This window comes from Anaplasma capra, assembly GCF_025628805.1.
Lineage (GTDB): Bacteria > Pseudomonadota > Alphaproteobacteria > Rickettsiales > Anaplasmataceae > Anaplasma > Anaplasma capra.
Genome location: NZ_JAOTBG010000003.1, coordinates 20,439 through 45,863 on the forward strand (window position 1 = coordinate 20,439; position 25,425 = coordinate 45,863).

Annotated in this window: 27 protein-coding genes, 2 tRNA genes and 1 pseudogene; 11 read left to right on the forward strand and 19 right to left on the reverse strand. The window is 46.0% G+C overall.

Translation table 11 applies throughout. The features are described from left to right. Window positions 1-5 precede the first annotated feature (5 nt). Window positions 6-1,052 carry a tRNA (adenosine(37)-N6)-threonylcarbamoyltransferase complex transferase subunit TsaD gene (gene tsaD, locus OC187_RS01170; RefSeq protein ID WP_396124687.1) on the forward strand — a complete coding sequence of 349 codons (1,047 nt, stop codon included), beginning with the start codon at window positions 6-8 and terminating at the stop codon, window positions 1,050-1,052. On the opposite strand, the gene OC187_RS01175 is transcribed toward tsaD, so the two are convergent. Beyond that, window positions 1,002-1,646: an RDD family protein gene (locus OC187_RS01175; protein ID WP_262998061.1), complete on the reverse strand. Its 645-nt coding sequence runs from the start codon at window positions 1,644-1,646 to the stop codon at window positions 1,002-1,004. The two genes, tsaD and OC187_RS01175, sit on opposite strands and share 51 nt — an antisense overlap. Window positions 1,647-1,714: 68 nt before the next feature. Between OC187_RS01175 and OC187_RS01180 the strand changes: the two genes are divergently transcribed. From OC187_RS01180 to OC187_RS01190, 3 genes and pseudogenes are all read left to right on the forward strand, one after another. Beyond that, window positions 1,715-2,077 (forward strand): dihydroneopterin aldolase, encoded by a 363-nt coding sequence (locus OC187_RS01180; RefSeq protein WP_262998060.1) that lies wholly within the window; start codon window positions 1,715-1,717, stop codon window positions 2,075-2,077. A gap of 43 nt (window positions 2,078-2,120) precedes the next feature. After that, window positions 2,121-3,077, forward strand: coding sequence for a malate dehydrogenase (gene mdh / locus OC187_RS01185; RefSeq protein ID WP_263008505.1), 957 nt, complete (start codon window positions 2,121-2,123; stop codon window positions 3,075-3,077). A 464-nt stretch (window positions 3,078-3,541) separates the two neighbouring features. Continuing rightward, a pseudogene (locus tag OC187_RS01190) lies at window positions 3,542-3,871 on the forward strand (tRNA (adenosine(37)-N6)-threonylcarbamoyltransferase complex transferase subunit TsaD); the annotation flags it as partial. Window positions 3,872-3,886: 15 nt separating this feature from the next. Here OC187_RS01190 and ubiG read toward each other — a convergent pair. Together ubiG and rpiB are read right to left on the reverse strand one after the other, a co-directional pair. Next, window positions 3,887-4,585 carry a bifunctional 2-polyprenyl-6-hydroxyphenol methylase/3-demethylubiquinol 3-O-methyltransferase UbiG gene (gene ubiG / locus OC187_RS01195; protein WP_262998058.1) on the reverse strand — a complete coding sequence of 233 codons (699 nt, stop codon included), beginning with the start codon at window positions 4,583-4,585 and terminating at the stop codon, window positions 3,887-3,889. 103 nt (window positions 4,586-4,688) lie between these two features. Then, the gene (gene rpiB, locus OC187_RS01200) at window positions 4,689-5,141 is read right to left on the reverse strand and encodes a ribose 5-phosphate isomerase B (RefSeq protein ID WP_263008506.1); all 453 of its coding nucleotides are present in this window, start codon (window positions 5,139-5,141) and stop codon (window positions 4,689-4,691) included. A gap of 204 nt (window positions 5,142-5,345) precedes the next feature. Between rpiB and OC187_RS01205 the strand changes: the two genes are divergently transcribed. Continuing rightward, a complete protein-coding gene (locus tag OC187_RS01205; protein WP_262998056.1) occupies window positions 5,346-5,639 on the forward strand; it encodes a hypothetical protein in 294 nt (97 codons plus the stop codon). A 437-nt stretch (window positions 5,640-6,076) separates the two neighbouring features. Here OC187_RS01205 and terL read toward each other — a convergent pair whose 3' ends face one another. From terL to putA, 6 genes are all read right to left on the reverse strand, one after another. Next, entirely contained in the window at window positions 6,077-7,492 is a 1,416-nt protein-coding gene (gene terL, locus OC187_RS01210; protein ID WP_262998055.1) for a phage terminase large subunit, read from the reverse strand. An 803-nt stretch (window positions 7,493-8,295) separates the two neighbouring features. Further along, window positions 8,296-8,730 carry a phage tail protein gene (locus OC187_RS01215; RefSeq protein WP_262998054.1) on the reverse strand — a complete coding sequence of 145 codons (435 nt, stop codon included), beginning with the start codon at window positions 8,728-8,730 and terminating at the stop codon, window positions 8,296-8,298. Further along, the gene (locus tag OC187_RS01220) at window positions 8,711-9,094 is read right to left on the reverse strand and encodes a DUF3168 domain-containing protein (protein ID WP_262998053.1); all 384 of its coding nucleotides are present in this window, start codon (window positions 9,092-9,094) and stop codon (window positions 8,711-8,713) included. Before OC187_RS01220 ends, OC187_RS01215 begins: the two co-directional genes overlap by 20 nt. 1 nt (window position 9,095) lies before the next feature. Then, entirely contained in the window at window positions 9,096-9,653 is a 558-nt protein-coding gene (locus OC187_RS01225) for a head-tail connector protein (protein ID WP_262998052.1), read from the reverse strand. An 8-nt stretch (window positions 9,654-9,661) separates the two neighbouring features. Then, window positions 9,662-9,991: a hypothetical protein gene (locus tag OC187_RS01230; protein WP_262998051.1), complete on the reverse strand. Its 330-nt coding sequence runs from the start codon at window positions 9,989-9,991 to the stop codon at window positions 9,662-9,664. Window positions 9,992-10,355: 364 nt separating this feature from the next. Then, window positions 10,356-13,496, reverse strand: coding sequence for a bifunctional proline dehydrogenase/L-glutamate gamma-semialdehyde dehydrogenase PutA (putA, locus tag OC187_RS01235; protein ID WP_263008517.1), 3,141 nt, complete (start codon window positions 13,494-13,496; stop codon window positions 10,356-10,358). A 273-nt stretch (window positions 13,497-13,769) separates the two neighbouring features. On the opposite strand from putA, the gene fabG reads away from it, so the two are divergent. After that, window positions 13,770-14,513: a 3-oxoacyl-ACP reductase FabG gene (fabG, locus tag OC187_RS01240; RefSeq protein ID WP_262998050.1), complete on the forward strand. Its 744-nt coding sequence runs from the start codon at window positions 13,770-13,772 to the stop codon at window positions 14,511-14,513. 615 nt (window positions 14,514-15,128) lie between these two features. Here the strand turns inward: fabG and OC187_RS01245 are convergent. Further along, window positions 15,129-15,200 (reverse strand) — tRNA-Met (locus OC187_RS01245). A 362-nt stretch (window positions 15,201-15,562) separates the two neighbouring features. Between OC187_RS01245 and OC187_RS01250 the strand changes: the two genes are divergently transcribed. After that, entirely contained in the window at window positions 15,563-16,483 is a 921-nt protein-coding gene (locus tag OC187_RS01250; protein ID WP_262998049.1) for a hypothetical protein, read from the forward strand. A gap of 96 nt (window positions 16,484-16,579) precedes the next feature. Here OC187_RS01250 and OC187_RS01255 read toward each other — a convergent pair whose 3' ends face one another. The 3 genes from OC187_RS01255 to OC187_RS01265 all read right to left on the reverse strand — a co-directional run bounded on the left by OC187_RS01255 (window position 16,580) and on the right by OC187_RS01265 (window position 19,113). After that, window positions 16,580-17,200 carry a septal ring lytic transglycosylase RlpA family protein gene (locus tag OC187_RS01255; protein WP_262998048.1) on the reverse strand — a complete coding sequence of 207 codons (621 nt, stop codon included), beginning with the start codon at window positions 17,198-17,200 and terminating at the stop codon, window positions 16,580-16,582. Window positions 17,201-17,423: 223 nt separating this feature from the next. Then, a complete protein-coding gene (gene xth, locus OC187_RS01260; RefSeq protein ID WP_262998047.1) occupies window positions 17,424-18,257 on the reverse strand; it encodes an exodeoxyribonuclease III in 834 nt (277 codons plus the stop codon). Between the two features lie 127 nt (window positions 18,258-18,384). Beyond that, on the reverse strand, window positions 18,385-19,113 hold the full coding sequence (locus OC187_RS01265; protein ID WP_262998046.1) for a hypothetical protein: 729 nt from the start codon (window positions 19,111-19,113) through the stop codon (window positions 18,385-18,387). A 301-nt stretch (window positions 19,114-19,414) separates the two neighbouring features. Here OC187_RS01265 and ykgO point away from each other — a divergent pair, with 301 nt between their 5' ends. Both ykgO and OC187_RS01275 read left to right on the forward strand, forming a co-directional pair. Then, window positions 19,415-19,543, forward strand: a complete 129-nt coding sequence (ykgO, locus tag OC187_RS01270; protein ID WP_262998077.1) for a type B 50S ribosomal protein L36 — start codon at window positions 19,415-19,417, stop codon at window positions 19,541-19,543. Between the two features lie 48 nt (window positions 19,544-19,591). After that, window positions 19,592-19,903, forward strand: a complete 312-nt coding sequence (locus OC187_RS01275; protein WP_262998045.1) for an FtsB family cell division protein — start codon at window positions 19,592-19,594, stop codon at window positions 19,901-19,903. Window positions 19,904-19,928: 25 nt separating this feature from the next. On the opposite strand, the gene OC187_RS01280 is transcribed toward OC187_RS01275, so the two are convergent. The 4 genes from OC187_RS01280 to rplU form a co-directional block, all read right to left on the reverse strand. Continuing rightward, a complete protein-coding gene (locus OC187_RS01280) occupies window positions 19,929-20,372 on the reverse strand; it encodes a hypothetical protein (protein ID WP_262998044.1) in 444 nt (147 codons plus the stop codon). Between the two features lie 178 nt (window positions 20,373-20,550). Continuing rightward, window positions 20,551-20,623: transfer RNA gene (locus OC187_RS01285), tRNA-Ile, on the reverse strand. Window positions 20,624-20,629: 6 nt separating this feature from the next. Next, entirely contained in the window at window positions 20,630-20,899 is a 270-nt protein-coding gene (rpmA, locus tag OC187_RS01290; protein WP_262998043.1) for a 50S ribosomal protein L27, read from the reverse strand. 3 nt (window positions 20,900-20,902) lie between these two features. Continuing rightward, a complete protein-coding gene (rplU, locus tag OC187_RS01295) occupies window positions 20,903-21,202 on the reverse strand; it encodes a 50S ribosomal protein L21 (RefSeq protein ID WP_262998042.1) in 300 nt (99 codons plus the stop codon). A gap of 404 nt (window positions 21,203-21,606) precedes the next feature. Between rplU and eno the strand changes: the two genes are divergently transcribed. Both eno and cgtA read left to right on the forward strand, forming a co-directional pair. Further along, complete coding sequence (eno, locus tag OC187_RS01300; protein ID WP_262998041.1) at window positions 21,607-22,884, forward strand: phosphopyruvate hydratase; 1,278 nt, start codon at window positions 21,607-21,609, stop codon at window positions 22,882-22,884. 1 nt (window position 22,885) lies between these two features. Continuing rightward, on the forward strand, window positions 22,886-23,938 hold the full coding sequence (gene cgtA, locus OC187_RS01305; protein ID WP_262998040.1) for an Obg family GTPase CgtA: 1,053 nt from the start codon (window positions 22,886-22,888) through the stop codon (window positions 23,936-23,938). 125 nt (window positions 23,939-24,063) lie between these two features. On the opposite strand, the gene ftsL is transcribed toward cgtA, so the two are convergent. Both ftsL and rsmH read right to left on the reverse strand, forming a co-directional pair. Next, the gene (ftsL, locus tag OC187_RS01310; RefSeq protein ID WP_262998039.1) at window positions 24,064-24,369 is read right to left on the reverse strand and encodes a cell division protein FtsL; all 306 of its coding nucleotides are present in this window, start codon (window positions 24,367-24,369) and stop codon (window positions 24,064-24,066) included. A gap of 3 nt (window positions 24,370-24,372) precedes the next feature. Further along, a complete protein-coding gene (rsmH, locus tag OC187_RS01315; protein WP_396124689.1) occupies window positions 24,373-25,245 on the reverse strand; it encodes a 16S rRNA (cytosine(1402)-N(4))-methyltransferase RsmH in 873 nt (290 codons plus the stop codon). Window positions 25,246-25,425: the final 180 nt, after the last annotated feature.

Sequence of the window (25,425 nt, forward strand, 5' to 3'; positions counted from 1 at the left end):
TGTCAGTGAACGGCGCGATTCTTGGGATAGAGACTAGTTGCGATGAAACCGCAGTTGCGGTTTTGGGCGAATGCGGCAGTGTGCTGTCTCATGAAATTTTATCACAGAAGGATCACTCCTTCTTTGGCGGTGTTGTGCCAGAAATTGCAGCAAGGGCGCATTCCGACTTTCTGCATGTGCTAGTCTCCAAAGCTATGGATAATGCAGATTTAAAGTTTTCAGATTTGGCCGCAATTGCAGTTACTGCAGGTCCTGGATTGGTGGGATCGCTGATAGTTGGCATTATGCTCACCAAAGCAATTGCCTATGTAACGCGTAAACCTATCATTGCTGTGAATCATCTTGAGGCGCATGCTCTGGTAGCTCGTATGATTCGGGATGATATTGAATTCCCGTTTCTTGTCCTAATAATATCAGGAGGACATTGCCAGTTCTTAGTTGCTCAAGGTGTAGGTAGATACATTAGACTTGGAGAGTCAATTGATGATTCACTAGGAGAGACTTTTGACAAAATAGCTAGAATGCTGGGCCTAGAATACCCAGGAGGACCAGAGGTTGAGTGCTGGGCGCTCAAAGGCCATGCGGATAGATTTTCCTTTCCCAGAGCCCTAAAAAACAGGCCGGGTTGTGACTTCTCATTTTCTGGATTAAAAACTGCAGTGCGCAACACAATAGTCGCCATAGCCAAAGAGAAAGAAAATCTGAATGAACAAGTTGTGCATGATATTTGTGCGTCATTCCAACAGTGCATCAGCGAAATATTGGCTAGCAGAATTGTTAATGCGATAGCCATGGCCAGGGCTATTGATGATAGAATCAGTAAAATCGTCGTCAGTGGAGGAGTGGCTGCTAATAATTTTTTACGAAGCGGCATACTTAAGTGTGCTAGTGAATGCGGAATCGACGCAGTCTTTCCTCCACAAGAACTGTGCACAGACAACGGGATAATGGTTGGATGGGCTGGGCTTGAGAATCTACGCAGTGGCAGCAATTTCGCATCTCTAGAGCTCGTCCCTAGGGCTCGTTGGCCCCTTGGAACCCGCCTTATGTAGCTCCTTGTACCGTTTCAAACTTTTATTGGTTACGACTACGGTTTTCGCTATCATGTCGTGCCACGCTCTCTTGCGTGAGTCAAAGTTTGACCACAAAATTCCCAATCCAAGCGGAATTCCTGAAAGTACTGTGCTGAAGAATCTCTTTGTTGCCTGATGCAGGCTCATAGCCTCCAGTTTTTCTTCATCTACTACTCTAAGTCCAACTAGTAACTTGCCCACGGTTCCGGAAAAATTTATCCACATATACACATTGTATACGAACACAATCACCAACTGTGCCACCTGCAGCACAACTGCCTTGTATATGTATTTGTTTCTGAGAATTTTTTCTTCTTTAGTGAGTGTTGCGCCCATTTTATGTTTCTCAATGGCTTTGAATGCGGCTTCGCTTTTTGGGAGGACAAGAAAAAAGATTGCGTGCGTTAGCTGCAGCGCTAGCACCATAATAACTAGATCTACCATAGTGCCTATGCACCGTCTTGCGCCTGAGACATAACATAACTCGCCATCCTTGAGTTTTTGTGATCGCCCAAAAGGGAAGAACAACAATTTATCTGTGATCCAGGACAAAACCTTCTGTAAGCGCTGCATTCCAAACTCCTAGACATTTATGCTTGCTCATTATAAAACCTTGAGCGGTTTTTTCATGAGGAATTTTTGTGCTCTTTAAACTGGGTATAGTTGACCTTCCGGTTTACATGCACGTGGGAATTTACAGCTGGGAAAAAGTTATAACGCAAAAGGTGTTGGTGAGCGTCCATCTTGTATATTCGGCACAGCACGATGTGATATGTTATTCCACATTGAGCAAGAGAATAAAAATGATTCTAGAAGAGCGGGAATATGATCTCCTTGAACATGCAGCAAAAAGTCTCATCAATTGCATCACAAAGGAGAATTGTGGGGTGCGTGAGTGCAGCGCGGAGCTATACAAACCTACATCCTCGTACATGCAAGCGAATAAGATTTTCGTTGCAGTTGTTTGGCAAGAGGACCCGAGTATGTTGCTTGACAAATCATAGCAATTTGCTAGAGTGTAATGGTCTGTAGTTCACTGTTTCTCATATGCACGGTTCCTCCCGATTGGCTAAGGTCTCGCTCGTTGGTGCTGGCAATATTGGGAGCATGTTGGCGTACATGCTGGGTGCCTCCCAAGTCGCTAAGGAGCTGGTGTTCGTTGATGTTGTTGATGGCATGCCGGAAGGGAAGGCCCTAGATATAGGGCAGGCCTTAACCGTGCTGGGGTCTGATGTTTCCATTGCTAGTAGTTCTGATTGCGCTGCAATAGAGGGTTCTGACGCCATAGTGGTGACAGCGGGAATTCCTAGGAAAGAGGGAATGAGCCGCGGGGACTTGCTGAATACAAACGTTTCGGTGATAAAGGGCATTGCTGAGAATATAGCCAAGTACTCCCCTGGAGCCTTCGTCATTGTTGTAACCAACCCACTTGATGCTATGGTTTGGTGCATGCACAAATACTCTGGTTTACCTTCGAACAAGATTGTTGGAATGGCTGGAGTTCTGGATTCTGCGAGGTTTTCTTTCTTTTTGGCTCAGCACATGAACGTTTCGGTCAAAAGTGTTTCTTCTATGGTGCTAGGCGGGCACGGAGACCTAATGTTGCCGTTGTTGCGGTATTCTACAGTTGATGGGGTGTCAATTGAGAGCTTAATAGGGAGTGGCCGTTTGAGCAGGGAAGACGTCTCCGCGATTGTAGAAAGGACTCGCAAGGGGGGAGAGGAGATTGTTAAATTGCTAAAAACCGGTTCTGCTTATTGTGCTCCAGCAGCCTCTTGTGCGCACATGCTAGAGTCGTATTTCCGAGATCAGCGCTCCGTGGTTCCGTGTTCTGCGTACCTGGATGGCCAGTACGGGGTACGGGGCCTGTTTGTAGGTGTTCCTGCGATCATAGGCAAGGGGGGAGTAGAAGAGGTTGTTGAGTTCTCCCTGACCAAGGAGGAGCAGGATGTGTTCAACCAGTCTGTGGAATTGATACGCAGCTCCGTGGGCGCAATATCCTAAACCAGAACTCCTCTCAACAATAGAGGGGGGTCGTGTATTTCTCCCGCGTGAGGCATCATGGTTAGGTACCTTTGAACAAGAAGTATGCTCATTTCCGAATTCTGAACACGACGACCAAATCGACAGCATGGTACAATTCTTATCATGGGCACGCGATACTATGACAGTACAAGAAGTATTGGTTCCTCAAATCAGAGAAATCCAGTAGGGAAGGGTTGTGTATAGGGCGCAATGTCAAAGTATATAAAACTCTAAGTTTAAGTATGAGTGTTACTGATAAAGTAAGATCTGTGATTTGGCGCAAGAATACCTGAATGCCGTTGTTCATATGTTCATGACTTGAGGAAATTTAAGAGCAGGATTTCTCATCAGCTAAATCCGTTCGATTACATAATATATATTATGGAAAATAAGTTTAAAGTGCCTCTGAAAGCGCAATCTATCTAAATTCGAAGCAAAAAGTCGCAATTGCAGTTACTGCAGGTCCTGGATTGGTGGGATCGCTGATAGTTGGCATTATGCTCACCAAAGCAATTGCCTATGTAACGCGTAAACCTATCATTGCTGTGAATCATCTTGAGGCGCATGCTCTGGTAGCTCGTATGATTCGGGATGATATTGAATTCCCGTTTCTTGTCCTAATAATATCAGGAGGACATTGCCAGTTCTTAGTTGCTCAAGGTGTAGGTAGATACATTAGACTTGGAGAGTCAATTGATGATTCACTAGGAGAGACTTTTGACAAAATAGCTAGAATGCTGGGCCTAGAATACCCAGGAGGACCAGAGGTTGAGTGCTTGAGAATGCTGCTATAGCTTTTTTGCAGTAAGAATGTAATTTACATCCACATTATCTACTATACACCATTCATTTCTCAGTGCCATATAGCCCATACCGCTGATATCTTGAACTATAACCCCTTTGGCGCGCAGTATGGAACACACTTCTGCCGGTTTGATGAACTTGTTCCAAGAGTGAGTGCCCTTTGGAATCCACCGCAAAACATATTCTGCAGCTATCACGGCTAATACCATGGATTTAAATGTCCTGTTCAGCGTTGAAAGGAATAGTATCCCTCCTTTCTTGAGCGACACACAAGCATGACTAAGGCAAGATTCTAAATCGTCAACGTGCTCAGCCACTTCCATCAGTGTGACAATGTCGTAAGTCTCCTCATGTCTTTCACAAAACTCATCAAGATATGTAGAGTGATATCTGATGTCTAGTCCAGATATACGAGCGTGTCTCGAAGCAACCTCTATGCTTTCTTGGCTAGGGTCTATTCCCGTAACGGAGAAACCTAACAGGGCCATGGATTCTGCAAATATTCCTCCGCCACACCCTACATCTAATAATGATAATTTAGGGGAGACGTTACCAAGCTGTGAAAGTACGTACCCCACCCTCACAGCGTTCACCTTGTGTAAAACAGAAAAGCTACTCCCGTCCCACCATTCAGAAGCTAAATCAGAAAACTTGAGAACTTCTGGATCGTCAACTCTATGCATGTACCAAAACCACGCAGCTCACACAGGCACGCACCGTATTAAAATCTAAAATCCGAACAAAGACTAGGGACTGGAAGACGAGTTTCAACTTCTATTTCTAATGTTAACCACAATCTCCCATCTCTCCCAACTTTTTTACCCTCGCTGCATGCCTGCCACCCAAAAATTTGGTAGTGAGAAATGTATACAACACAGATTTAGCCACATCAGGCTCTATATGCCTCGAACCGAAGCATAAAACATTTGCGTCGTTGTGCTCCCTAGCCAATCTGGCAAAGAGTGAATCGTGGCACAGAGCCGCTCTTATTCGCCTACTTCTGTTGGCCGCGATACTCATCCCTATTCCAGTACCGCAGATTAGCACCCCAAAACTACTCTCGGACACACAATCAATCACCCCAGATACATAGTCTGAGTAGTCCACGGAACTATCATTGGCATCACAGCCACAGTCAGCCACCTTACACCCGATGTCCCTCAGGTAGGAACTAAGAAGAAGCCGGAGCCCAACACCTGCATGATCTGAGGCAACGAAAACCTGACCCACCACTAACACGGCACGCGCCTAGGCTAAGAACCATAACAAACGGGGACAACCCCCAGCCGGAAGTCTCTCTCATATATCTAATAAAGTCAAAATAATTATGAGGATATCCCCTTTAGCATACCCTTCCTTACAGCTTACTTTCGCTACATTTTTCTTTACAATTAAACTTTTAGAGTGTATTACCGCCTGTGATGTTATACCGATAGTATATATGTGATGCCCGAAACGAGCCGCGATGACCCGGATACCATAATAGAGTCCACGTTGAGTCACTTGAGTGCCACTAGAGCTTACGCGGAGGCTTTTAAAGGAGATATAGTCGCTGCATTTAAGTCTGGTACTATTCCGGAGGTGCAGTTTCTGTATATGCAGGATCGTGTTGAAAAGTTCTTGAGCCAGATAAACCTGTACGAAAGCATATTTGTCAATATTAGGGACGCGTATTCTATGGCGAGTGCGAGTACGAGTAGAAGGGTACCAGCAGCGTCAGCCTCGTCTTCTTCGTAGGGGTTCGCTCATCGTATTTGTGACACTACTCTTGTGCTTTTGTATTGTATGTCCGGGGGCATATCTGTGGGTTGTGCGGGAATCCTTCCTCTAAGTGAAACGTAGATTCTTCACTAACACAGTTGGTTGGTCTTCTGGAGCTAGTTCCCTGTCAGGAGCTTAGAAGTTATACACATCGCCCAAGGCTATGCCCCCTAGTGATTGCGCGGCCCAACTAGTCAGTACCTAGTGCTCAGCCAGTAGCGCAGGGAGGTCCCCAGATAATTACCCGTTCCTGAGGTAAGCAGCTCCTCATACTCCGAGTTCTAAGACATCCATTGAACAACGGCATTCAGGTATTCTTGCGCCAAATCACAGATCTTACTTTATCAGTAACACTCATACTTAAACTTAGAGTTTTATATACTTTGACATTGCGCCCTATACACAACCCTTCCCTACTGGATTTCTCTGATTTGAGGAACCAATACTTCTTGTACTGTCATAGTATCGCGTGCCCATGATAAGAATTGTACCATGCTGTCGATTTGGTCGTCGTGTTCAGAATTCGGAAATGAGCATACTTCTTGTTCAAAGGTACCTAACCATGATGCCTCACGCGGGAGAAATACACGACCCCCCTCTATTGTTGAGAGAATCTTATAAACCCTGGTAACCTTCCCACCTGTTGGAATTATAGATACAATTGGAAGGTGTAATAGTTCTTGTATAAGCTGTAGGCCGCTTGATTTTCCTTCAATGAGCACGGTATCCGGCTTCCAAAGATTGTTCATATGCAACACTGACTGCTTAAGCATGACATACTCAAACCTGGCTCTATACACCTCCAGCAAAAAGAAGTTGTGGTTCTTGTATGCCCAAGTCGTGCACACACTAAAGTCACTACCACGTGTCTGGGTACTTGCAGTATCCCAGCTTTGCACAATGCACTCTCCGTGTACGGGCAATGAGCCACTGTAGCGCTTGAACCATTGGCGTTTTATAATGCCACCGCCTAGATTATTTATAGGGTTTTGCTGATATTGAGAGGAAAACACATACGTGCCGACATCTTTTTTCAGGTTTTCTATGTACCGTGTGCCCATATTTCTGCGTAGTGGCTCATTATCTTTTCGCACATACAACACTTTTCTTGACTTTCGGCCATTGCTGTGCAGTATAAGTGGCGGAGCAAAGGCGTAGACTTTGGATTTTTTTGTGGCTACAAGTGGTAAGGATAAATGATGCCACCCGCTACCATAGGCCTTTTTCGATAACAAGTATCCAGTCAAATCTTCGGTGTGCAGCCTATGCATCACCACAACCACAACCCCATTTTTTCTATCGTCTAGCCTCGTCAATAAACTTTGGCTGAACCAGTCGCAAACTCTCTGCCTATACATTTTACTTTCAGATTGCAAGGGATTCATTGGATCATCAACTATCAAAAAATTACCTCCCTCCCCAGTTATTGATCCCCCAACTGAAGTCGCAAATCTGTACCCTAGCTGTGTGGTTTGGAGCCGATTTTTTTGATCCTTGGCAATTTTTACTTCGGGGAATAACCTTTTATACCAAGCAGCTTGTGTTACATATTTAGTATCCATGGATAGTCTTTCGCTTAAAATCTGCGAATAACTTACCGCTATTATCCGAGCTTTTGGATTTAATCCTAAAATCCATGCAGGCCATGCTACACTGACACACATGGATTTCATGGACCTAGGTGGTATATTGATAATCAATCGCTTGATTTTCCCAGCTAAGGCGGCCTCCAATCTATCTGAGATTGCCCTGATATGCCAATTATTCACGTATAGGCCACCGGGAGTTACGGTCTCGAAGACTAGCTTCAAAAATTGATTAAATTTCATACAGTAAATGACTGATTTTATCTAATTTATCTAACAATAGATGCTGCGTGGCTACTCCTTGAGTGGCGAGAATGCTTTTCCTTATATTGCTGTTCAAGTCCTTTTAAAATGCACTCTATCACGATGTCCCCCTGGAGCATCATTGGGAAAATTAGCGTGAATAACAGATTTAATAAAAGTTTAAAAAATGACGCTTTCCCTCTGTTTTTCTCGGATCGTATCACCTGTGATGAGCGACCATACATTGCAGCTTCGCGTTCGTTTGATTCTTTGGTTTGCCCAGCTCTTTGTGTTGGATCCATACCATGTGCTACTTTTACCCTCCGCATGGTTATGAATGCTTTCTCTACCCCTCCCTGTGAGCGTGTTTTGTGCTGCAATGTTATGCGCGCTGGTACAGATACTTTCTCGCATTTGAACAGACGTGTGGTATTTGCCACGCAATGAGGATATTGCTTACCATGCAACACTATGCACCTAGAAGTCGAGCGGACTTTTGCTACCCAACTACCGCTCTGGTGAACTTTATTTCTCTCTAGGATGTAGATCTTGTGCTGCCAAGGCCCTATTTCCTTGTTTGGAAATGAATTTATGTGCAGAAAGGTTTTTAATACACCGCGTACGGCAGCCACTTGGCCCGGTGTGCCGTGTTTTAATATCAGCCTAATTGAATGCCGAACTTCCGGAGAGCATCTGCCCGCTATTTCACTTACTGCTAGGGTGTGAGACATTGTCTAGTTTGGCGTGAGGACATGCTATGCGCGCAATCCTACATATTCCTTGTGAATTTATAGTTAATTTTTTTATATTTTGGCTTCAAGAGATACGTTGCTGCTTTTCACTTCTCTGTAATATTCAATCAGCCCATTGCTAGTTAGGGTAACATTAAAACCGTTTAAATTTCCGGCCGCATAATACCGCTCGTATAGCTCAACAAAGCACTTCATAATTACTCGCTCTCTCCTTATGCCATCGAGAAGCAATTCGCAGTCCAAAGTGCTGCTCTCAAACGAGTGCTGTAACAGAATGCTGTCTGTAGTGGATTGTCCCGCAAGTAGCAGTCCCCCTACTCGCACAGTGACATTTCTATCTCCGGCACCGTTTAGGGAGTCTTTCCACCCTCCAGAAAGAACGCTTCTTGTTTCGTAGTTTTTACTTCGTAACGTCAGCCTGACGTTCTGGATACCTTGTAGAGTAACGTAACCACCGCTTCTTTCCTTAAATTTCAAGATAATCATCTATTAGTACCTCAAAGCTTACGGTAGATTGGAAAATCTCTCCCCTACGCACCGTTCTGTGCGTATTACTATTGAGCGTGAGTTCTGTTTCTCTGAGTAGTTTTCGCAATACCCTTTTGGTATGTTCTACAATCTCCAATGTCTCTAACATGCTATAGCTGAGGGTATAGCATACCACGTGTACCTTGGAAGTCAGCTCATCAAAAGTTGGTACACCCTTGGAATGATGTATGCTTAAATAAATATACGGTACGCTTGCCGCGGTGGGCTCTTGCTCGTACACGCGGCTTACCAAGTTTCTTATTGCATTATCTGACCTTAGGTGCTCTATAGCCAAAGAATACAGGCCTGTAGCGTTCATCATTTTACAGCACTAACTTTACTTCTCTGAAAGGCGTATATATTTCTTTGATAAATGTGAGGTGCTCAACAGTAATGGCATCTCTCCTCTTGTAGGACACTGCTACGTGATGCAGTATCCCATTCTTAATTTGCATAGGAACATGTTTTGCGTCTGTATATCCCGCTTCATAAGCTATTTCCATTCTTGTTGCTCCTAATGTTGCGGGAAATACTATGTTGGATTGCGGGTTGTTAACTAAATACCTTTCTGCTGCTATTATATCGAAGTCAGAGGCGTCACTGGCTGCTTTCACGTATATGACGGAGATAATAGGTCCGAATGGCAGATATATTTTGTTGGGAATACTACTTCCAGCATAAGACAGCACCCAGGTTTGCTTACTAAGGGACTGTTCTATATACCACTGGGCATACTCTGAAGACATAGATATTAGGCTTGTTAGTAGATCGTCTTCATTACTATTGCTGATTCCCAAGAAAGATTTTGCCTCCATTAAGGTGACTGGAAAACTTGTTGGAGGGGCTTTTCGTGCAACGTGAAAGGCGGGATTTTCCAACATACAGAAACCTATATTGCAGCAAAATTTTTGAGAGCTTCTTGTATAATTTCCGCTATTATCCTACTCATAATCTCTTGATTTTTCTGGTGTAAACCTGGTATACCAGTGGTGTGCAGATCATCAAAAGTAACTCCGCCAAAAAGCTTTACGTATTCCTTTTGTAGTAGCGCGATAAACTCTTCTCCTAGTGTGTGGCTGATCCGCTCTAAGAATGAGCGCAGGATACTATCCAAAATATATTGAAACTGCTCTTCTTTTTCTTTGAGTAGCTCATCAACGCTTGCCAGGGCAGAGTCCAATAGGGCGGTCTCATGCTGTACTTTGTGGTTGTGGGTCATGTAGAAAGCTCAAAGTGGATATGAGAGAATTGTAGGGGCAGCGTACTTACCCAGGAAGCAAAAATTCTGCCTAGGTTTTCTACGCCTAGTCTACTGCACCGATAAAAGCATTGACGGAAATGCGCTCAGGCGCACGGGACTGGCTATAACTTTAAAGTTGATATCCTTCTGTAGCGGGGGCTGCTGACACTCTGGGACTACTTAAATGCGCGATGCCCCACCCCCAAGGTCCATGTTCATACGCTACCCCAGGGCAGCAGCATCCACCGTCCAGTGCCGAAGGTCGTGCTGCACTAAGTTGCACATCCGCTGCGATACTCACACAAGTTGCGAGTTAATGCCACTGGGGTAAGACCCCAAAGTTTTACTCATCTTCCAGGCATACAAGCGAAACGCTACCCCCTAAGGCAGCAGTATTTACCGTAACGGCCTTTTCTGTCACAAATCTATGTAGGTAATAGGGCCCCCCTGCCTTGGGACCGGTTCCTGACAAGCCCCTACCCCCGAAAGGCTGCACTCCTACCACTGCACCAACCTGATTCCTATTAACGTACACGTTACCAGCTCCTATCCTGTCAGTGATGTCGTCGATACTACTCTGGATTCTACTTTGTACAGCAAAAGTAAGCCCGTACCCGGTACTATTAATGTCATCAAGCACACTCTGAAGATCGGGCTTTTTGTACCTCACAATGTGGAGCACAGGCCCAAAAACCTCTCGCTCAAGCTGAGAAATTGACTCAATCTCAAAAATATGTGGGGGAAAGAAATAACCTTCCTCCTCTCCAGATAGATAGCTAATATCTAGCTTACACAGAAGCTTGACCTGCTTTTTTTGCATTTCCGCCGCATAAGCATTCAGCATATCAAAGCTTTGCTTATCAATAACCGGACCTATATCTGTACTAATGGCCATGGGATTTCCCAACCGAAGTTCCGCAGCAGAGCCACAGATCTTTTCTATCTGCCTGTCCGCAATTTCTTCTTGTAGGAACAGCACCCTTAAAGAGGAGCATCTCTGCCCAGCACTCTTAAACGCAGAGGCAATAACATCATCAGCAACTTGCTCTAGCAGCGCAGAGCTATCAACGATCATAGCATTAATACCACCGGTCTCAGCTACCAGCGGGATGATGTCCCTACCGCGGGCGGCTATAGCCTGATTTATTATGTTAGCAGTCTCTGTAGAACCCGTAAATGCCACCCCAGAAACTTTCTCATTCTTGAGCAGAGTCGCACCCAACACTTCCCCTCTTCCGGGAACAAAAAGCAATACATCTGTCGGTATACCAGCCCTATGCAGCAGTTTTACTGCCTCATACGCTACCAAGGAGGTCTGCTCAGCCGGCTTAGCCACGACTGTGTTTCCAGCAACTAGAGCCGCCGCCACAGGGCCCAGAAAAATGGCTAGAGGGAAATTCCACGGCGATATACAAACAAAAACACCTCTACTTTCAAAGTAGAGATAATTTTCTTCTCCCGCCGGTCCAGGCAGGCTAACGGGGTCAGTCAGCTGATTTCTGGCGAGCATTGCATAGTACCTCAAGAAATCTACCGCCTCTCTGATCTCTGCAACAGCATCTGGGATTACTTTGCCTCCCTCCCTGATAAGAAGGGAAAAGAACCTACCCCTTTCCTTTTCAAGCAAATCCGCGGCGTGCTCCAATATAGCTGCACGCTCGTCTACGGAGACGCTGCTCCACTTACGGAACGCACTGTGCGCAACATCCACACTCTGCAGGGCGTGCTCTTCGGTAGCGAATAACACCTCCCCCACCTTGGTGCTCAGGCTAGCAGGAGAGAACACCTCATAAAGCTCTCCACCCTCTACGTCCTGACCGTCGATTATCGGGCACGCTTTCCAGCATGTGTTGTCAAACGCACCTACCTCTTCACTCAATGCGAGCATGGCAAGCGAATCAGAGGTATTTACTCCAGCAGAATTCACCCTACCATCTGGAAACATCTCCGAAGGCAAGGGAATAGACGGGTGGGGAGCGTACTCCAAAGATTTCGCCTTTTCCAGAGGGTCAGCACACAAGTGTTCAACCGAAATATCAGCATCGTTAATCATGTTGACAAAAGAGCTATTAGTACCATTTTCCAGCAATCTCCTTATCAGGTAAGGAAGCAACTCCTGATGCTGTCCTATGGGAGCGTATACACGACACCTCACGTTCGGTGCAACCTCTTTGGTCACGTAGTCATACAAGCCCTGAGCCATACCATACAGACGTTGGAACTCAAACCCTGGGTGGCCCTTGTCAGCCATCTCCAGTACCAAGGAAAGAGTGTACGCGTTATGTGTTGCAAAGCAGGGATAAAAGGTGTTCGGCTTGCTTAAGATCCTTTGTACGCAGGCGATATAAGAGACATCCGTGTATGCCCTTCTGGTAAACACTGGATACCCCTCCAGCCCCAGCTCCTGCGCATACTTGATTTCATAATCCCAATACGCCCCCTTAACCAATCTGAGCACCATTTTTCGATTTGCCCGTATGGCTATATCTTCCACAAAGTCAATAACTGACAGCGCCCTCTTCTGGTAAGCTTGAACCGCTAAACCAAGGCCCTCCCAGCCACTAAGGGAATTGTCTGAGAATACGGTATCTAACACCATGAGAGACAGCTCCAATCTTCGAGCCTCCTCAGCATCTACTGTCAACCGGATATTGTACTTCTTTGCAGCTTGGCAGAGCTCCAACAGTTTTGATGATAAGTCCTTCATGATGTAGTCAGCCTGTCCAAACTCGTACCTGGGGTTCAGAGCAGAAAGCTTGACTGATATACCATGGCGTGACTCCAAGCCGGCCCCAGCATTTGGATCAGAGCCCAGCGTTTCTATCGCATGCATGTAAGAGGTGAAATATTTATCTGCCTCCTCCTGGGTTCTGGCCGCCTCTCCCAAAACATCGAAAGAGCAGACCCGTTTTTGCTCGTGACTTCTCGTAATTGCCTCTTCTATTGTTCTTCCAGACACAAAGTGCCTACCCAATACCTGCATTGCTTGCAGAGCAGCCTTCCTGATGATGGGCTCACCCATATTCTTGAGCAGATTACCTAGAACACTATACCACCGCGAGTCATCAATCTCTTTAAGCATACACGAGCCTATGCTCAGCGCCAGAGTGGACGCGTTCACGAACATTGACGAAGAACGACCTATGTGCTTATTCCACGCAGAACGCGTGACTTTGTCTCTTATCATGCCATCCACAGTGCAGTCATCTGGGATTCTTAGCAAGGACTCTGCCAAACACATCAGCGCCACGCCCTCCTCGGTTGAAAGCCCATACTGTTGCATGAAAGCGTCTATTATAGTGGAGCTCTTGCCCGCGCGGACCTTCTCTATAATCTGCTTGGCTAGGCTATATATCCGTATTTTGGAATCTTGCGATATCTCAGTACGTTCAGTAAGGTACCTTATGTAACTCTTCTCATCGGTACTGTACAGCTCCTGCATGCGTCTACGCAGCTCGCTAGGCGACTGCAATGGGCTAATCATCATACTAAAACCTCCGCAAAACACAAGTAGACAGCAAGCCACGCGCACGGGCTGCAGACCCAGGAGCCAGAAAGAAGACGTGGCCGAGCTTTAAACCCTGAGAAGCAACGCCCGTCCGACAGCGCAAAGGACCCCTAAAACGCACCTACGCAACACTAAAAGCACTGGGATAGTATCAAATGATATTGCGCTAATCAAGTAAAATTAGTTAGTATCGGCTGGGTGCTGGGTCGCATAGAATTTGGATGTTGTGCAGATATCGTTGGTGTATGTATGTTTAATTTGTCTGGAAAAAAGTTTCTTGTTGTAGGGGCATCCGGAGGTATAGGAGCGGCCATCTCCGTTTTCTTGTCAAAAGCAGATGCAAAGTTGTGTATATCAGGCACGAGGATGGATGCGTTGCATGATGTCGCGTCTAAATGCGCTACAAGTGCGACACACGTGCTGCAGTGCAATCTACTCAATGGTGAAGAGGTAGACACTCTAGTAGACAGGGCGGCTGAAAGTATGTCAGGAATCGATGGCGTAGTTTGCAGTGCAGGCATTACGCTGGATAAGCTTTCGCTTCGCATCACCGACGAGGATTGGGACAAGGTCATAGCGGTAAATCTGACTTCCGTGTTTAAGATTAACAGGGGTGCGTGCCGTGCAATGCTGAAAAACAAAGGTGGTGGTCGGATCATCAATATATCTTCAGTTGTTGGTGTTACTGGGAATGTAGGGCAGGCAAACTACTCAGCATCTAAATCCGGCATAATAGGGATGAGTAAGTCCATTGCGCTAGAATTTGCGTCGCGCGGAATAACTGTAAACTGCGTTGCCCCCGGTTTTATAGATACACAAATGACGGCCCAGTTGTCCGATAAACAAAAAGAGAGCATATTGGGCAACATACCTATGGGACGCATGGGCACTCCGGAAGATGTTGCTTCGGTAGTTCTGTTTTTGGCAAGCAATGCCAGTAGTTACATAACTGGGCAAACCATACACGTGAATGGAGGTATGGTAATGTGCTAGGAGTGCGGGCAGACATGTGGTTGTAGTATCCACTGTATGTGGGCTCTTGTGCCTCCGCTGTGCCTTACATGTCGCCGTTGTGTTGGTATAGGTGAAACATAAGGAGTAAGTGATTGCAATTCCCTGGTAGTGCTCCAAGTATTAGGTTTTTCTCCATCCGGCTTGTTAGTACCGCTGTATGCCGCGTTCAAGCAAGTCTAGGGCGGGTGCCTCAAGGCTGTAGCCGCGCATCTCCAACTCAAGGACGTAGTGCGTGGTAGTGCTCCACAAATGGGCTGTGCAGGACACTTTTGAATATCATTGTAAGATACTCAGGAAGCGGCACCGCAGCGGCATAGCGGGCAAGACCTTCTATCTCAATAAGCTGCTCCGTCTCTGTGCATCAGTTTGTTACGTGTGATGAGGACGCAATCTTTGGTGTACTGGGGTAGATGCATCACGCAGTTACTAAGGTAATGCGACCAATGGCTGGGACCTGTTCTGAAGCCGCAAGCACGCTGTGCGAGTGTTGCTGATCATGGCGGAAGAGCACGAACTAAAAATGGAAAATCAAGGATTGTAGCCCCATAAACACGCACGCCAACAGGAAGCGCGGCACAGCGGCTGCGCGAGCTGTGGCTAAGGAGGGATTCGAACCCCCGACCCGGAGATTATGATGCTCCTGCTCTACCCCTGAGCTACCTAGCCTAGATTAGCCCGAAAACAAGGGGATATCACATCTTGTTCTACGTTGCAACCCGCATATTGCATGTGTATTGCAGTAAGTTTAATGTAACGCAAGCATGCAACTTACCGCATACCATAGAGGGAAGCTCCGCGCTTATGGTTGAGCTGTGCAACGTAAGCTATTGTTCATAGTACTCATGTATCCTTGCCGCAGGTGTTTTGCCGATTATAACATTACCCGGTATAACGCGATAAATTTCCGGTGAGATCCCACTCAGACCAACTTTTGATCACTTACACCAACCAACAGACTTAGCACACCTTGTGAGGGGACGAATTTGAGCAGGAAGAGAGACCAGAAAGGAGGCGTTTTGGTTACGCGTGTGCCACCCGAAGATACAGTATTTGTTATTCTGACTGCACAAGAGGGGAGTTCAGTGTCTTATGGTCGGGCTCCACACTTCTCACCCAGCAGATTGGAGAGCCGAAGAATAGACAATAAGCGCTCAATATTCACTACAGATAATGTGGGGGCTGCCGCGCGCACAATATTTATGTGCTATTGGGTCAGCGTAATTATGACCTATGTACTAGCGCTTTCTACGCATGGTGCGAGTAAGTCTAACGTTGGTGCTGCACTTCCTTTTGTAGTATCCGTGCTTGCGATTTTAGGATACGTGACCACCTTTGCCCTAAGCGCGCGTGGTTATGTGAAGAAACGCAGAGACAAGTTACTTGGACTCGAGGTTGTGGATGCAGTTGCCTCATGCTTGGAGGCAACAATTGTTGTTGGTCTATCAGCCGCATCACTGGGGTATATGATCTCTGGAATAAAAACCCCTCGCTACTTCCTGTTGTTAGGGTGTTTTGGGTCAATGCTTGCTATCATATCCAAGCTTGCCTCCCTCAGTGCCAACTATAAGATATTGCAACTGGAAGGCCAGAACATGAGCGAAGAAGAGTATCGCTCAAGGGTAAAAACGGCCAAAAGCCTTAGAATGCTTGGTGCTCTCTCTGTAACGTTGGGTGCCATGAGTATATGTATGAATATTTCGGCCTTCATTAGCACAGGTATTGATACCAGTGGGCAGGCTTGGAATATTGCAAAAACTATAGCAAGTTTTGGGTGGTTGACATGTTGTGTTGGATCCTTCGTTCTATTACGCTTGGCAAATCGCAATAGGTGCTATCATAGAGTTCTTCCCGAATGTGAAATAAAACCCGTTGCAGAAATACTTGAAGAGAAACACAAAAAACCCATAAAAGACGCCAGGGCTCTGTCAGTGATTCAGCGCCAGGTATAGGCATAAATTCCCTCCCCTGGTGCAACTCACATTTGAAATTAGGTGCTCCCATGCTGTTGCAGATGTAGTTGCCGCTCTTAGGTCTTATGTGGCGGTTTAGTGTGTATGTACTTGATACTCTCCGCTCTTAAACAGCACTTTAGTTCCCTTAATTCCTTGCCGTCTCAGCTTAGATGCAATTTTTTTCGCGTGTGATGCCTTATTAACTTTCAAAATATATCCGACACTAGTTGTCGCTGCGATCAGATCCTTTCTGTGGCTTTCTGCCAGTTCTGCATGCCTAATATGGTTTGAAAGCTGCTTGTGAAGCATGTTTTTAGACATTTTTCCCAGGTATAGTACCCTTACCTTTGCTGTGCCTTTGTCTCGGAAGCCAAGAGCCACTGCAGCTTGCTCTGAAAGGTCTATAATCCTTTTCTCAACAAAAGGCCCTCGATCATTAACTTTTACTATGACCCTTTTGTGATTTTCCAGGTTTGTTACTTCTACAAAACTGGGCATAGGTAAGGTTTTATGTGCAGCAGTAAGTAAAAACCTGCTGAAAATGTCGCCGTTGGCTGTGGATTTGTTGTGAAAGTGGTCTCCATACCAAGAGGCAATCCCAATTTCTTCGTAATGATCGTAATACTGGGGCTTGTAGGATATGCCATTTATAGAATAGCTGTTGCCAATCTTATAATATGGACCGCTACGACTAGGACCAGTGCTGTTGATCATACATCCCTGTAATAACCCTAAAACGGCGCATACCAGAAAGAAATTTATGAGATGCCGTAACATTAAATTAATGGAATAACGCGGATCTGACTAAAAGTCATGTCGATTTTAAAATCTACCAAACAACGGTATCATTTGGCTCGTACTCAAGTGCTTGATAGATGTACGCCCTACAGGAAGTGCTCTGCCCAGTTTAGCTCACACTGGCGATATTATCAGATGTTTATGTGGGATTATTTAAACTTAAGCTGCATATGACAGGTGCGTGATCTGAGGGAGAATCAAGCCCCCTAATCTCAGAGAGGATGCTACATTCAGCAAGTCCGTCTGTTGCACGTGGAGAGAGCAGTATGTGATCTATCCTCATGCCTCTGTTCCTTTGCCATGCCCCTTCTCTATAATTCCACCAGCTGAACTCTTGTTTGTTTTCGTGCAAAACGCGAAAAGCGTCCGTGAACCCCGAATGTAAGATCTCTCGAAATTTTGCGCGCTCCTTTGGATGAAAACACAGCTTTTCATGTAGCAGTTTTGCATCATACACGTCTATATCCTCAGGAGCAACGTTATAATCCCCGCCAACGATGACCAAATCCTCCATCGCGAGCAACTTTAACAATCTGGATTTGAGGAGCTGCAGAAAATCTAATTTATAGTCAAAAGTTTCCGTATCAACTTCTTGCCCATTTGGTACATAGACGCTCAAGATTTTTACCTTGATCCCACGAAAATCTATGAGACACTCCAAATATCTGGCTTCCGCTGCGGAATAACTTCCTGCATCTTGCATTGTGCCAGCACTCTCCGCATCAAAGAGAGTGTCACGCGTTTCGCCCACTACTGGGTATTTGCTCAGTATAGCTACTCCGTTTCTCGATTTTTGCCCATGTATATAGCACTTATACCCCAAGGCTTCCAGCTCCATGATAGGAAACTGATCGTTGGTACATTTGGTTTCTTGCAGTAGTGCGACGTCCACATTGTAATCAGATAACACGCTGCATAGGTGGGTGACCCTCTTCCTAATAGAGTTTACATTCCACGTTAGCACCTTGATCATAACACTCTACGCACGTAAAACCACGACAGATTAACCTCTTAATTGGTTTGTATGTCAAGCTGCAAATCACACAAGACAAAGCGGTGGGGTAAGGGCGTGAAGCCGATAAGGAGTGTATGAACCTTACTTAGGCAACCACTCCACCGTGATGCTGTATTGAAAACTTGAGCCCTAACTCCATTCCGTGGGAGTTGAAGACAAAATCCTGGAAATCATACAGTATGCTATTCCCGTCTTCATCGTATATCTCATCAGTTCTATATTTCCAGTGATGCTTACGGTAGTTATATCCCAGGTACGCCTCGAGACCGGGAGTGATTGCGTAAGAGACGCCTATTTTAGATTGTGTGACTATACCATATAAGCTCTCGGCATGCCGCCTGAGCCCTTGATACTGTGTCTTTGCCACTCCAAAACTAGAGCCAGCATATAAGCCAATTTTTCCATGTATTGGATAGTGGCCGTACAGCCCGTAAGATACAGACAATCTTCTGATCGAAAGTATATTCTGAGCCTCGCTTACCGTGATATTTTCATCGTCAAGCACCCTTCTGACTATTTGTACGGTATCACTGCCCGCTTCTAGCGCGGGAGATGCCAGCGAGTTGCGGAATTCAAATTCATGATGTAACGTGTCAACAAGAGTTGGCCAGACTGAAGACACGTAAATGTCCCAGCTGCCACTGAGGTGTGTGGAGTACTTTATGTTGAATGAGTTATCATAATTGACATTATGTACGTAACCGACCTTGCATTGCGGTGCTCTGGCAAGTAACTTGCTTAGCTGGGAAGTAATAGACGCTACGTTCGCAGAAGTAGTTCCAAACACAAGACCTAGTATCGACAGAGCCATCATACGCGTCCCAGGATATATTAATTACACCACGGCTTTTAAATTAAAATTTTAATATTATCAACACAAATTTTCGCGATGCACGAAGCCAGATTTGAAGAGGTTGATTACTCGTTAGCGCGTTCATATTAAGTTGATATTGCTACTGGAGATAGATTGCGCTTAGTGACAATACAAAGAAGCTAGATTCGCTCAACGCTTTACACTTGGTTGTGCATTATTGGAACAGGGTTAGGTTTTACTTGACGGAATGCAGTAAATATAGAAACATTCCCACCTTGTGGCACTGATAAGGAAGAGAGCAGTGAAAGTTATGGGGTCTTTGAAGTCGGCAAAGAGTCGCGACAGGGATTGCAAGGTGGTACGCAGAAAGGGGCGTGTATACGTCATAAATAAGAAGCGGCCCAGGTTCAAGGCGAGGCAGGGGTACTAGGCTGTCGCTTCGCGCGCGTGGCCGCATATAGCTCGGTAGGTTACGTACATGAGGGCTGTGGTCAGTTCTTCTAGGGCCAGGTTGTATGTCGTTCTGGTTGCATGTGGGGTTACTTGCTACCTTGGGGCTGGTGCCATGTTCGGCGATCGTGGCATTCTTGCAATGCTGAGGCTGCGCCAGGAGCTTCGCAGGTATGAGCGTGATTTGAGTGAAGTGATCAGGCTAAGAGAAGAGCTAAAGCGAAGAAATGCTCTGCTGCACGAAGATACGCTTAATCTTGATTTGCTTGACGAGCGCAGCAGAAGTGTGCTTGGCCATGCTGAGCCAGATGAGTTTGTGGTAATATTAAAACCACAGTAGGCTTATACTTGAGAGGTTTACGCTTCTACACATTGCGGCATGGTGAGCTCAGTGTAGTTCGGAATTTTGTTCTTGTTGTAGTACGGTTTTCGTAGTTGATCTCTTCTATCTCGCAGCTGGTCCCAAGGCCCACTGCAGGCAGGAAGGAAGTACCGGCCTCACCAGCAGCATCTCTATTGAGTATTCTCTCCCTATCTTTGTACATGCGCATCAAAGTGGAGGAATCCCGAAGCAGGGACATTATTGCTATTACGGCAAAGAACCCTCCCATATTCATGATAAAGAAAAGCGTGGATCCGTCTTGGATGCTTTCTATTGCACCATGTACCAAAAAAGAACCGAGAGTTATGCTAAGGAAAATCATGCACCCAAGAATGACTTTTTCCTTGTGTGACGACACGTCATGAGACCCCCTTGTACATTTTTCAGACCCCTCCCCTTCGGCCTCATTAGCATATTCGACATTCATTGCTTGTCCCCTACCAAAAGCTGAGCAAATGGCCCATGCGCTGAGAAATCTGCATGATAGAACACCTGCTACACAACACAGGGCCCACCGCACCGCGCATGCAACACAACTCCGTTCACAAAAGGTGCAAAGCTCACCAAAAAAAAAATTTATAACTAGAAGGCGCGATCCTACGCGGTGGGCCTGGGAAGAATCGAACTTCCGACCTCACGCTTATCAGGCGTGCGCTCCAACCGCTGAGCTACAGACCCCCTGATTCACGCTGATAAGCAAGACTGAGTAAGAACATCAACGAAGACTCTACCCCCTTTCCTCCTACGAAAGGAAACCACTCCGGCAATCTTGGAAAATATTGTGTGATCCTTCCCTATGCCAACGTTTCTCCCGGGATGATACTTGGTGCCACGCTGACGAATTATTATGTTACCGGGAACGACAAGCTCGCTTCCAAACTTCTTGACTCCGAGCCTTCTACCTCTCGAGTCTCTACCATTAGAGGAACTACCACCGGATTTCTTAGTAGCCACGACCTACCCCACCTTAAGTACACGCAAAACGGTCAAGTCCTGCCTATGACCCATCTTCCTTCTGTAGTTTTTGCGGCGCTTCTTCTTGAACACCACTATCTTATCGCCCTTGCAGTGGGCGACGACTTCTGCAGTAACTGAAGAGCTCTTCCTCTGAAACACAGGATCTTTCTCCCCCCCAAAAGTTGCAAGACTATCTAACGAGACCTTCTCACCTATTCCAGCGCGTACGGACTCCACCTTGATCACATCGCTTTCCTTAACTCTATACTGCTTTCCGCCAGCTTCAACCACAGCGAACATATCGAAAGCCTCTGACCGATATACTGCAAACACCGGAATTCTGGTTCATATGAGCCTTTGTGTCAATAGAATTCTGACGCTGACATAAGCTGCGTCCGGCACACTAGCGCACTAGCCATTTGAAAGGATGCTTGCTGTGCCACAGTTCTTACCATGTGATACTCATACCTATGAATATGGCCGATAAGTGAAAGCTCGCGGACTATCCAGTTTAGGAGATAGGTCCCCACCCGTCGGGAAGTCAGCTGTATAGGCACACGCAAGCTTCTAGCATCGTAAACGTCCTGCGTGGCTTCCAATGGTCAATATCTCACTTTTGATACTAGCTCTGGTTGTGTTTACTTTTTTTAAAAGATTGTTTATCCTACCCGTGGCTAGGGTGCAGTTAGGTGTGGGGTTTTGTCGTGTTAGGTGCCAGATCAGCAATTACGGTTAGTAGGGTTTTCGCTAGGCAGATTCTGGATAGTAGGGGACGCCCTACGGTTGAAGTTGAGGTTATTCTATCTGATGGCACCTTTGGAAGAGTTGCTGTACCCTCAGGGTCTTCAGTTGGGAAACTGGAGGCTTTGGAGATCAGAGATGGTGACCCCGCTAGGTATGTAGGGTACGGTGTAACCAAGCCGGTTCAGAACATTAACTCGAAAATTGCTGACGCTCTGACGGGAATTTCTCCTTTTGATCAAAAGTCCGTTGATGAAATCCTACTCTCGCTAGACGGAACTCCAGATAAGTCTAACTTGGGGGCAAACGCCACCATAGGAGTTTCATTAGCTGTGGCGAGAGCCGCTGCAGAAAGCCTGGGTATTCCCTTGTATAAGTATCTCGGGGGAGAAATCGCGCGGGAGATGCCAGTACCCCTTGTCAATGTGCTCAATGGGGGGCTACACGCGGACAATTCCCTTGATTTTCAGGAATTTATGATAATGCCCGTGGGGGCGCAGACGTTTGCTGATGCGGTGCGCATGTGTGCGGAAGTATTCTTCAGGCTCAGGGAAGTGCTAAAAAAGATGGGCCACCCCACTAATACGGGTGACGAGGGGGGATTTGCCCCGAACTTTAAGGATAATTCTGAGGCGTGTGACGCTCTAGTGGAGGCTATTGAGAAGTCTGGATACAAAGCTCCTGGTGATTTTTCTATTGCAATGGATGTTGCAGCTTCGACACTTTATGACGGCACTTCGTACAAATTCTCTGGCAAGAGTCTTACAAGTGATGAGCTAATTTCATATTACGAAGAAATGGTTTCCAAGTATCCTATAGCTTCCATAGAAGATGCTATGGCGGAGGATGACGTTGCTGGATGGAAAGCGATTACTGAACGGTTAGGACAGAAGATTCAATTGGTAGGGGATGACCTCTTTGTGACTAACCCTACCCTCATAAATAACGGTATAAAACGTGGATTGGCTAATGCAGTGCTTGTCAAGCCGAATCAAATTGGTACCCTAACCGAGACCATAGATGCAATAAGGTCTGCCCAGCAGGGTAACTACAACGTTATAGTGTCCCACAGATCCGGTGAGACAGAAGACGTCACGATCTCGCACATAGCGGTTGCGGCAAATTGTGGCCAGATAAAATCTGGTTCGTTTTCCAGGTCAGAGCGCCTGGCTAAGTATAATGAGCTCTTGCGCATAGAAGCGGATCTTGGCAAGAGTGCATTGTTTAGCGGCGTGATCTAAGATGAGTTTCATTGATGAGGCGAAGATTCACGTAAGAGGCGGCAAGGGCGGTGACGGATGCGTGAGTTTTAGGAGAGAGAAGTTTATAGAATTCGGTGGCCCTGATGGCGGAAATGGCGGGCACGGAGGATCCGTGATTTTTGTAGCCGATAGCTCTGTAAATACATTGCTATACTTCAGATACAATCAACACATAAAGGCAGAGAATGGCAAGCCCGGATCTGGCAAGAAAAAGTCTGGGGCTTCCGGACGCGACTGTATAGTGGAAGTGCCAGTGGGGACGCAACTATATGATGAAGATGGCATAAGCCTGGTGGCGGACCTAGATTGTGTCGGACAGAGGTGCGTCGTAGCTGCAGGCGGAAAGGGGGGCATTGGCAATGCGCAGTATAAGAGCTCGATCAATCGAGCACCCACGCATTTCACATATGGAACCTCGGGAGAGGAGCATTGTATGCTATTGAAGCTTAAGATAGTCTCCGACGTTGGAATAATAGGCATGCCCAATGCTGGAAAATCCAGCCTATTGTCACGCTGCACCATGTCTAAGACTAAAGTGTCCGATTATCCCTTTACGACGCTGGAACCTCACTTGGGGGTTGCGTATACCAATGGGTGTGAGCTGGTTCTAGCCGACATTCCAGGCCTTATAGAAAATGCGAGCCTGGGTGCAGGTTTGGGGCATAAATTCCTTAAACACATCGAAAGATGCGCAATACTTCTCCACCTTGTAGATTGCTCCCTTCCCGATGTGGTGGGCGCATACAGATTGGTTGCTCATGAGCTCAGACAACACAGCGAGGTGCTTGCTACTAAGCAAGAGGTGGTGGTGTTGAACAAGTGCGACCTAATTTCGGAGGAAGAGGCGCTCAAGAAAAAACAACTTCTCTCGGCATCGGTCGGAAAAGAGGTGATGACTCTCTCCATGGGCGATTCGCTAGATCCCCTTGTTGCCTTTTTGTATTCGCAAGTAAACAAAGGGGATGGGGACACTGTGTCACCAAGAGAATTTGATCCATTTTTATACGTTCGTTACAATCGAAAAACAGACTGAGAGCTGCCCCTATCCCGCAACTTTCCCTGTTTTGTGTATTATCAGGCGAGCTTGTGGCAAAGCGGAGTAACAGTGCAAGTATGTGAACTGCAATAACCATGTGGAGACCCCTAGAGTATCTGAAATTAATATTTAATCTGCAGCTCTTTTTTCTGCGCTTCATAAGATGGTATGTCTTTTTTGATCTGCTCGGAAAGGAGTACACGATTGTCTCGCTGTAGGTATTTTGACGCCAGCGCCGTGAGCCTTTCTGGGCTATTTAAAGCTGTCCACTCCGCTTTTAGTGCGCTTATCTCGCAATTAACCTTTTCTATTTCTTTCTGCGTCTGTGCAAGAGATCTCTGCATGCCCCGAACATAAAACTTCACCCTAAATACTCCGATGGTCAATGCACAAACCACACAAAAGCATAGTATGTATGCGCTTTTCATTATCTACTCTATCCTCACAATAGCCCGTAGCTTTCCCGATCTAGACCTTGGATTATCTTCAATTTCCTGATCCGTTGGCGTGATAACTTTCTTATGCACTAAGCTGAACCCTGCGTTGCACAGAGATCTAAACTTGTGTTTCACTACTCTATCTTCCAAGGAGTGAAAAGATGTCACTAAAATCTTTCCACCTATCTTTAGTATTTCAGATGCTGCTTCAAGACCGATTTGTAGCTCCTCCAACTCGTTGTTGACCCATATTCTAATTGCTTGAAAGGTTCTAGTTGCTGGATCTATAGGATGTATGCGACTTCTTGGTACAACAGACCTCACAATTGATGCCAGGTCTCCAGTGTTGTTTATGCCGCGTTTTTTGCGTGCATCTACTATTGCCCTAGCAACTCTTCTGGAATACCTTTCTCCCCCGTAGTAGTAGATTATATCAGCCATTTCTTTTTCCATGATCGTATTCACAAACATGGATGCACTTCTTTGTGAAAAGGAGCCCATACGCATATCCAAAGACCCACTCTTCATGAATGAAAATCCCCTACTGAAATCAGCAAGCTGCGCCGCGGATGTACCTAAGTCGAACACCACTCCATCTACCCTCTCAATCCCAAAAGAAAGCAGAGTCTCTCTCAATCTACTGAATCTACTGATAGACAGGCTTACTCTGCCAGGAAAGCTTTGCGATAACTCTTCAAAGTATTTCTCTACTACTGTATCCTGGTCAATAGCGTAAACCGAGCATTTTGCCATTTCAAGTATTCTCCTGCTGTATCCTCCGCTACCAAACGTTGCATCAACATATATTCCACCATCTCTTGGAGATAAGGCCCCAATAACTTCATTCAGTAGTACAGGTTTGTGCACTATACTTCCTCTAAAAGCTTACTCATGACACCATAATCTCTGTTTACGCACTGTGCTTCAAACCTTTTTTGGAATGCTTGCGTCAAAGTCTCAGTAGAAGGAGTTTGAGTTATGCCAGTTTTTAGCAGCCGATTTACCACCTATGGCTTCCAATGCGGACAGAGACTCTGTCAGTCGGCT

Bases quoted from the DNA above. Each gene is read 5' to 3' on its own strand.
- mdh (WP_263008505.1), top strand. From the start codon at position 2,121: ATGCACGGTTCCTCCCGATTGGCTAAGGTCTCGCTCGTTGGTGCTGGC.
- OC187_RS01255 (WP_262998048.1), bottom strand. From the start codon at position 17,200: ATGATCAACAGCACTGGTCCTAGTCGTAGCGGTCCATATTATAAGATT.
- OC187_RS01220 (WP_262998053.1), bottom strand. From the start codon at position 9,094: ATGATGAACGCTACAGGCCTGTATTCTTTGGCTATAGAGCACCTAAGG.
- ftsL (WP_262998039.1), bottom strand. From the start codon at position 24,369: ATGAAAAGCGCATACATACTATGCTTTTGTGTGGTTTGTGCATTGACC.
- xth (WP_262998047.1), bottom strand. From the start codon at position 18,257: ATGATCAAGGTGCTAACGTGGAATGTAAACTCTATTAGGAAGAGGGTC.
- fabG (WP_262998050.1), top strand. From the start codon at position 13,770: ATGTTTAATTTGTCTGGAAAAAAGTTTCTTGTTGTAGGGGCATCCGGA.
- rplU (WP_262998042.1), bottom strand. From the start codon at position 21,202: ATGTTCGCTGTGGTTGAAGCTGGCGGAAAGCAGTATAGAGTTAAGGAA.
- cgtA (WP_262998040.1), top strand. From the start codon at position 22,886: ATGAGTTTCATTGATGAGGCGAAGATTCACGTAAGAGGCGGCAAGGGC.
- OC187_RS01215 (WP_262998054.1), bottom strand. From the start codon at position 8,730: ATGATTATCTTGAAATTTAAGGAAAGAAGCGGTGGTTACGTTACTCTA.
- OC187_RS01175 (WP_262998061.1), bottom strand. From the start codon at position 1,646: ATGCAGCGCTTACAGAAGGTTTTGTCCTGGATCACAGATAAATTGTTG.
- terL (WP_262998055.1), bottom strand. From the start codon at position 7,492: ATGAAATTTAATCAATTTTTGAAGCTAGTCTTCGAGACCGTAACTCCC.
- OC187_RS01265 (WP_262998046.1), bottom strand. From the start codon at position 19,113: ATGATGGCTCTGTCGATACTAGGTCTTGTGTTTGGAACTACTTCTGCG.
- OC187_RS01230 (WP_262998051.1), bottom strand. From the start codon at position 9,991: ATGACCCACAACCACAAAGTACAGCATGAGACCGCCCTATTGGACTCT.
- ubiG (WP_262998058.1), bottom strand. From the start codon at position 4,585: ATGCATAGAGTTGACGATCCAGAAGTTCTCAAGTTTTCTGATTTAGCT.
- OC187_RS01275 (WP_262998045.1), top strand. From the start codon at position 19,592: ATGAGGGCTGTGGTCAGTTCTTCTAGGGCCAGGTTGTATGTCGTTCTG.
- OC187_RS01225 (WP_262998052.1), bottom strand. From the start codon at position 9,653: ATGTTGGAAAATCCCGCCTTTCACGTTGCACGAAAAGCCCCTCCAACA.
- OC187_RS01280 (WP_262998044.1), bottom strand. From the start codon at position 20,372: ATGAATGTCGAATATGCTAATGAGGCCGAAGGGGAGGGGTCTGAAAAA.
- putA (WP_263008517.1), bottom strand. From the start codon at position 13,496: ATGATTAGCCCATTGCAGTCGCCTAGCGAGCTGCGTAGACGCATGCAG.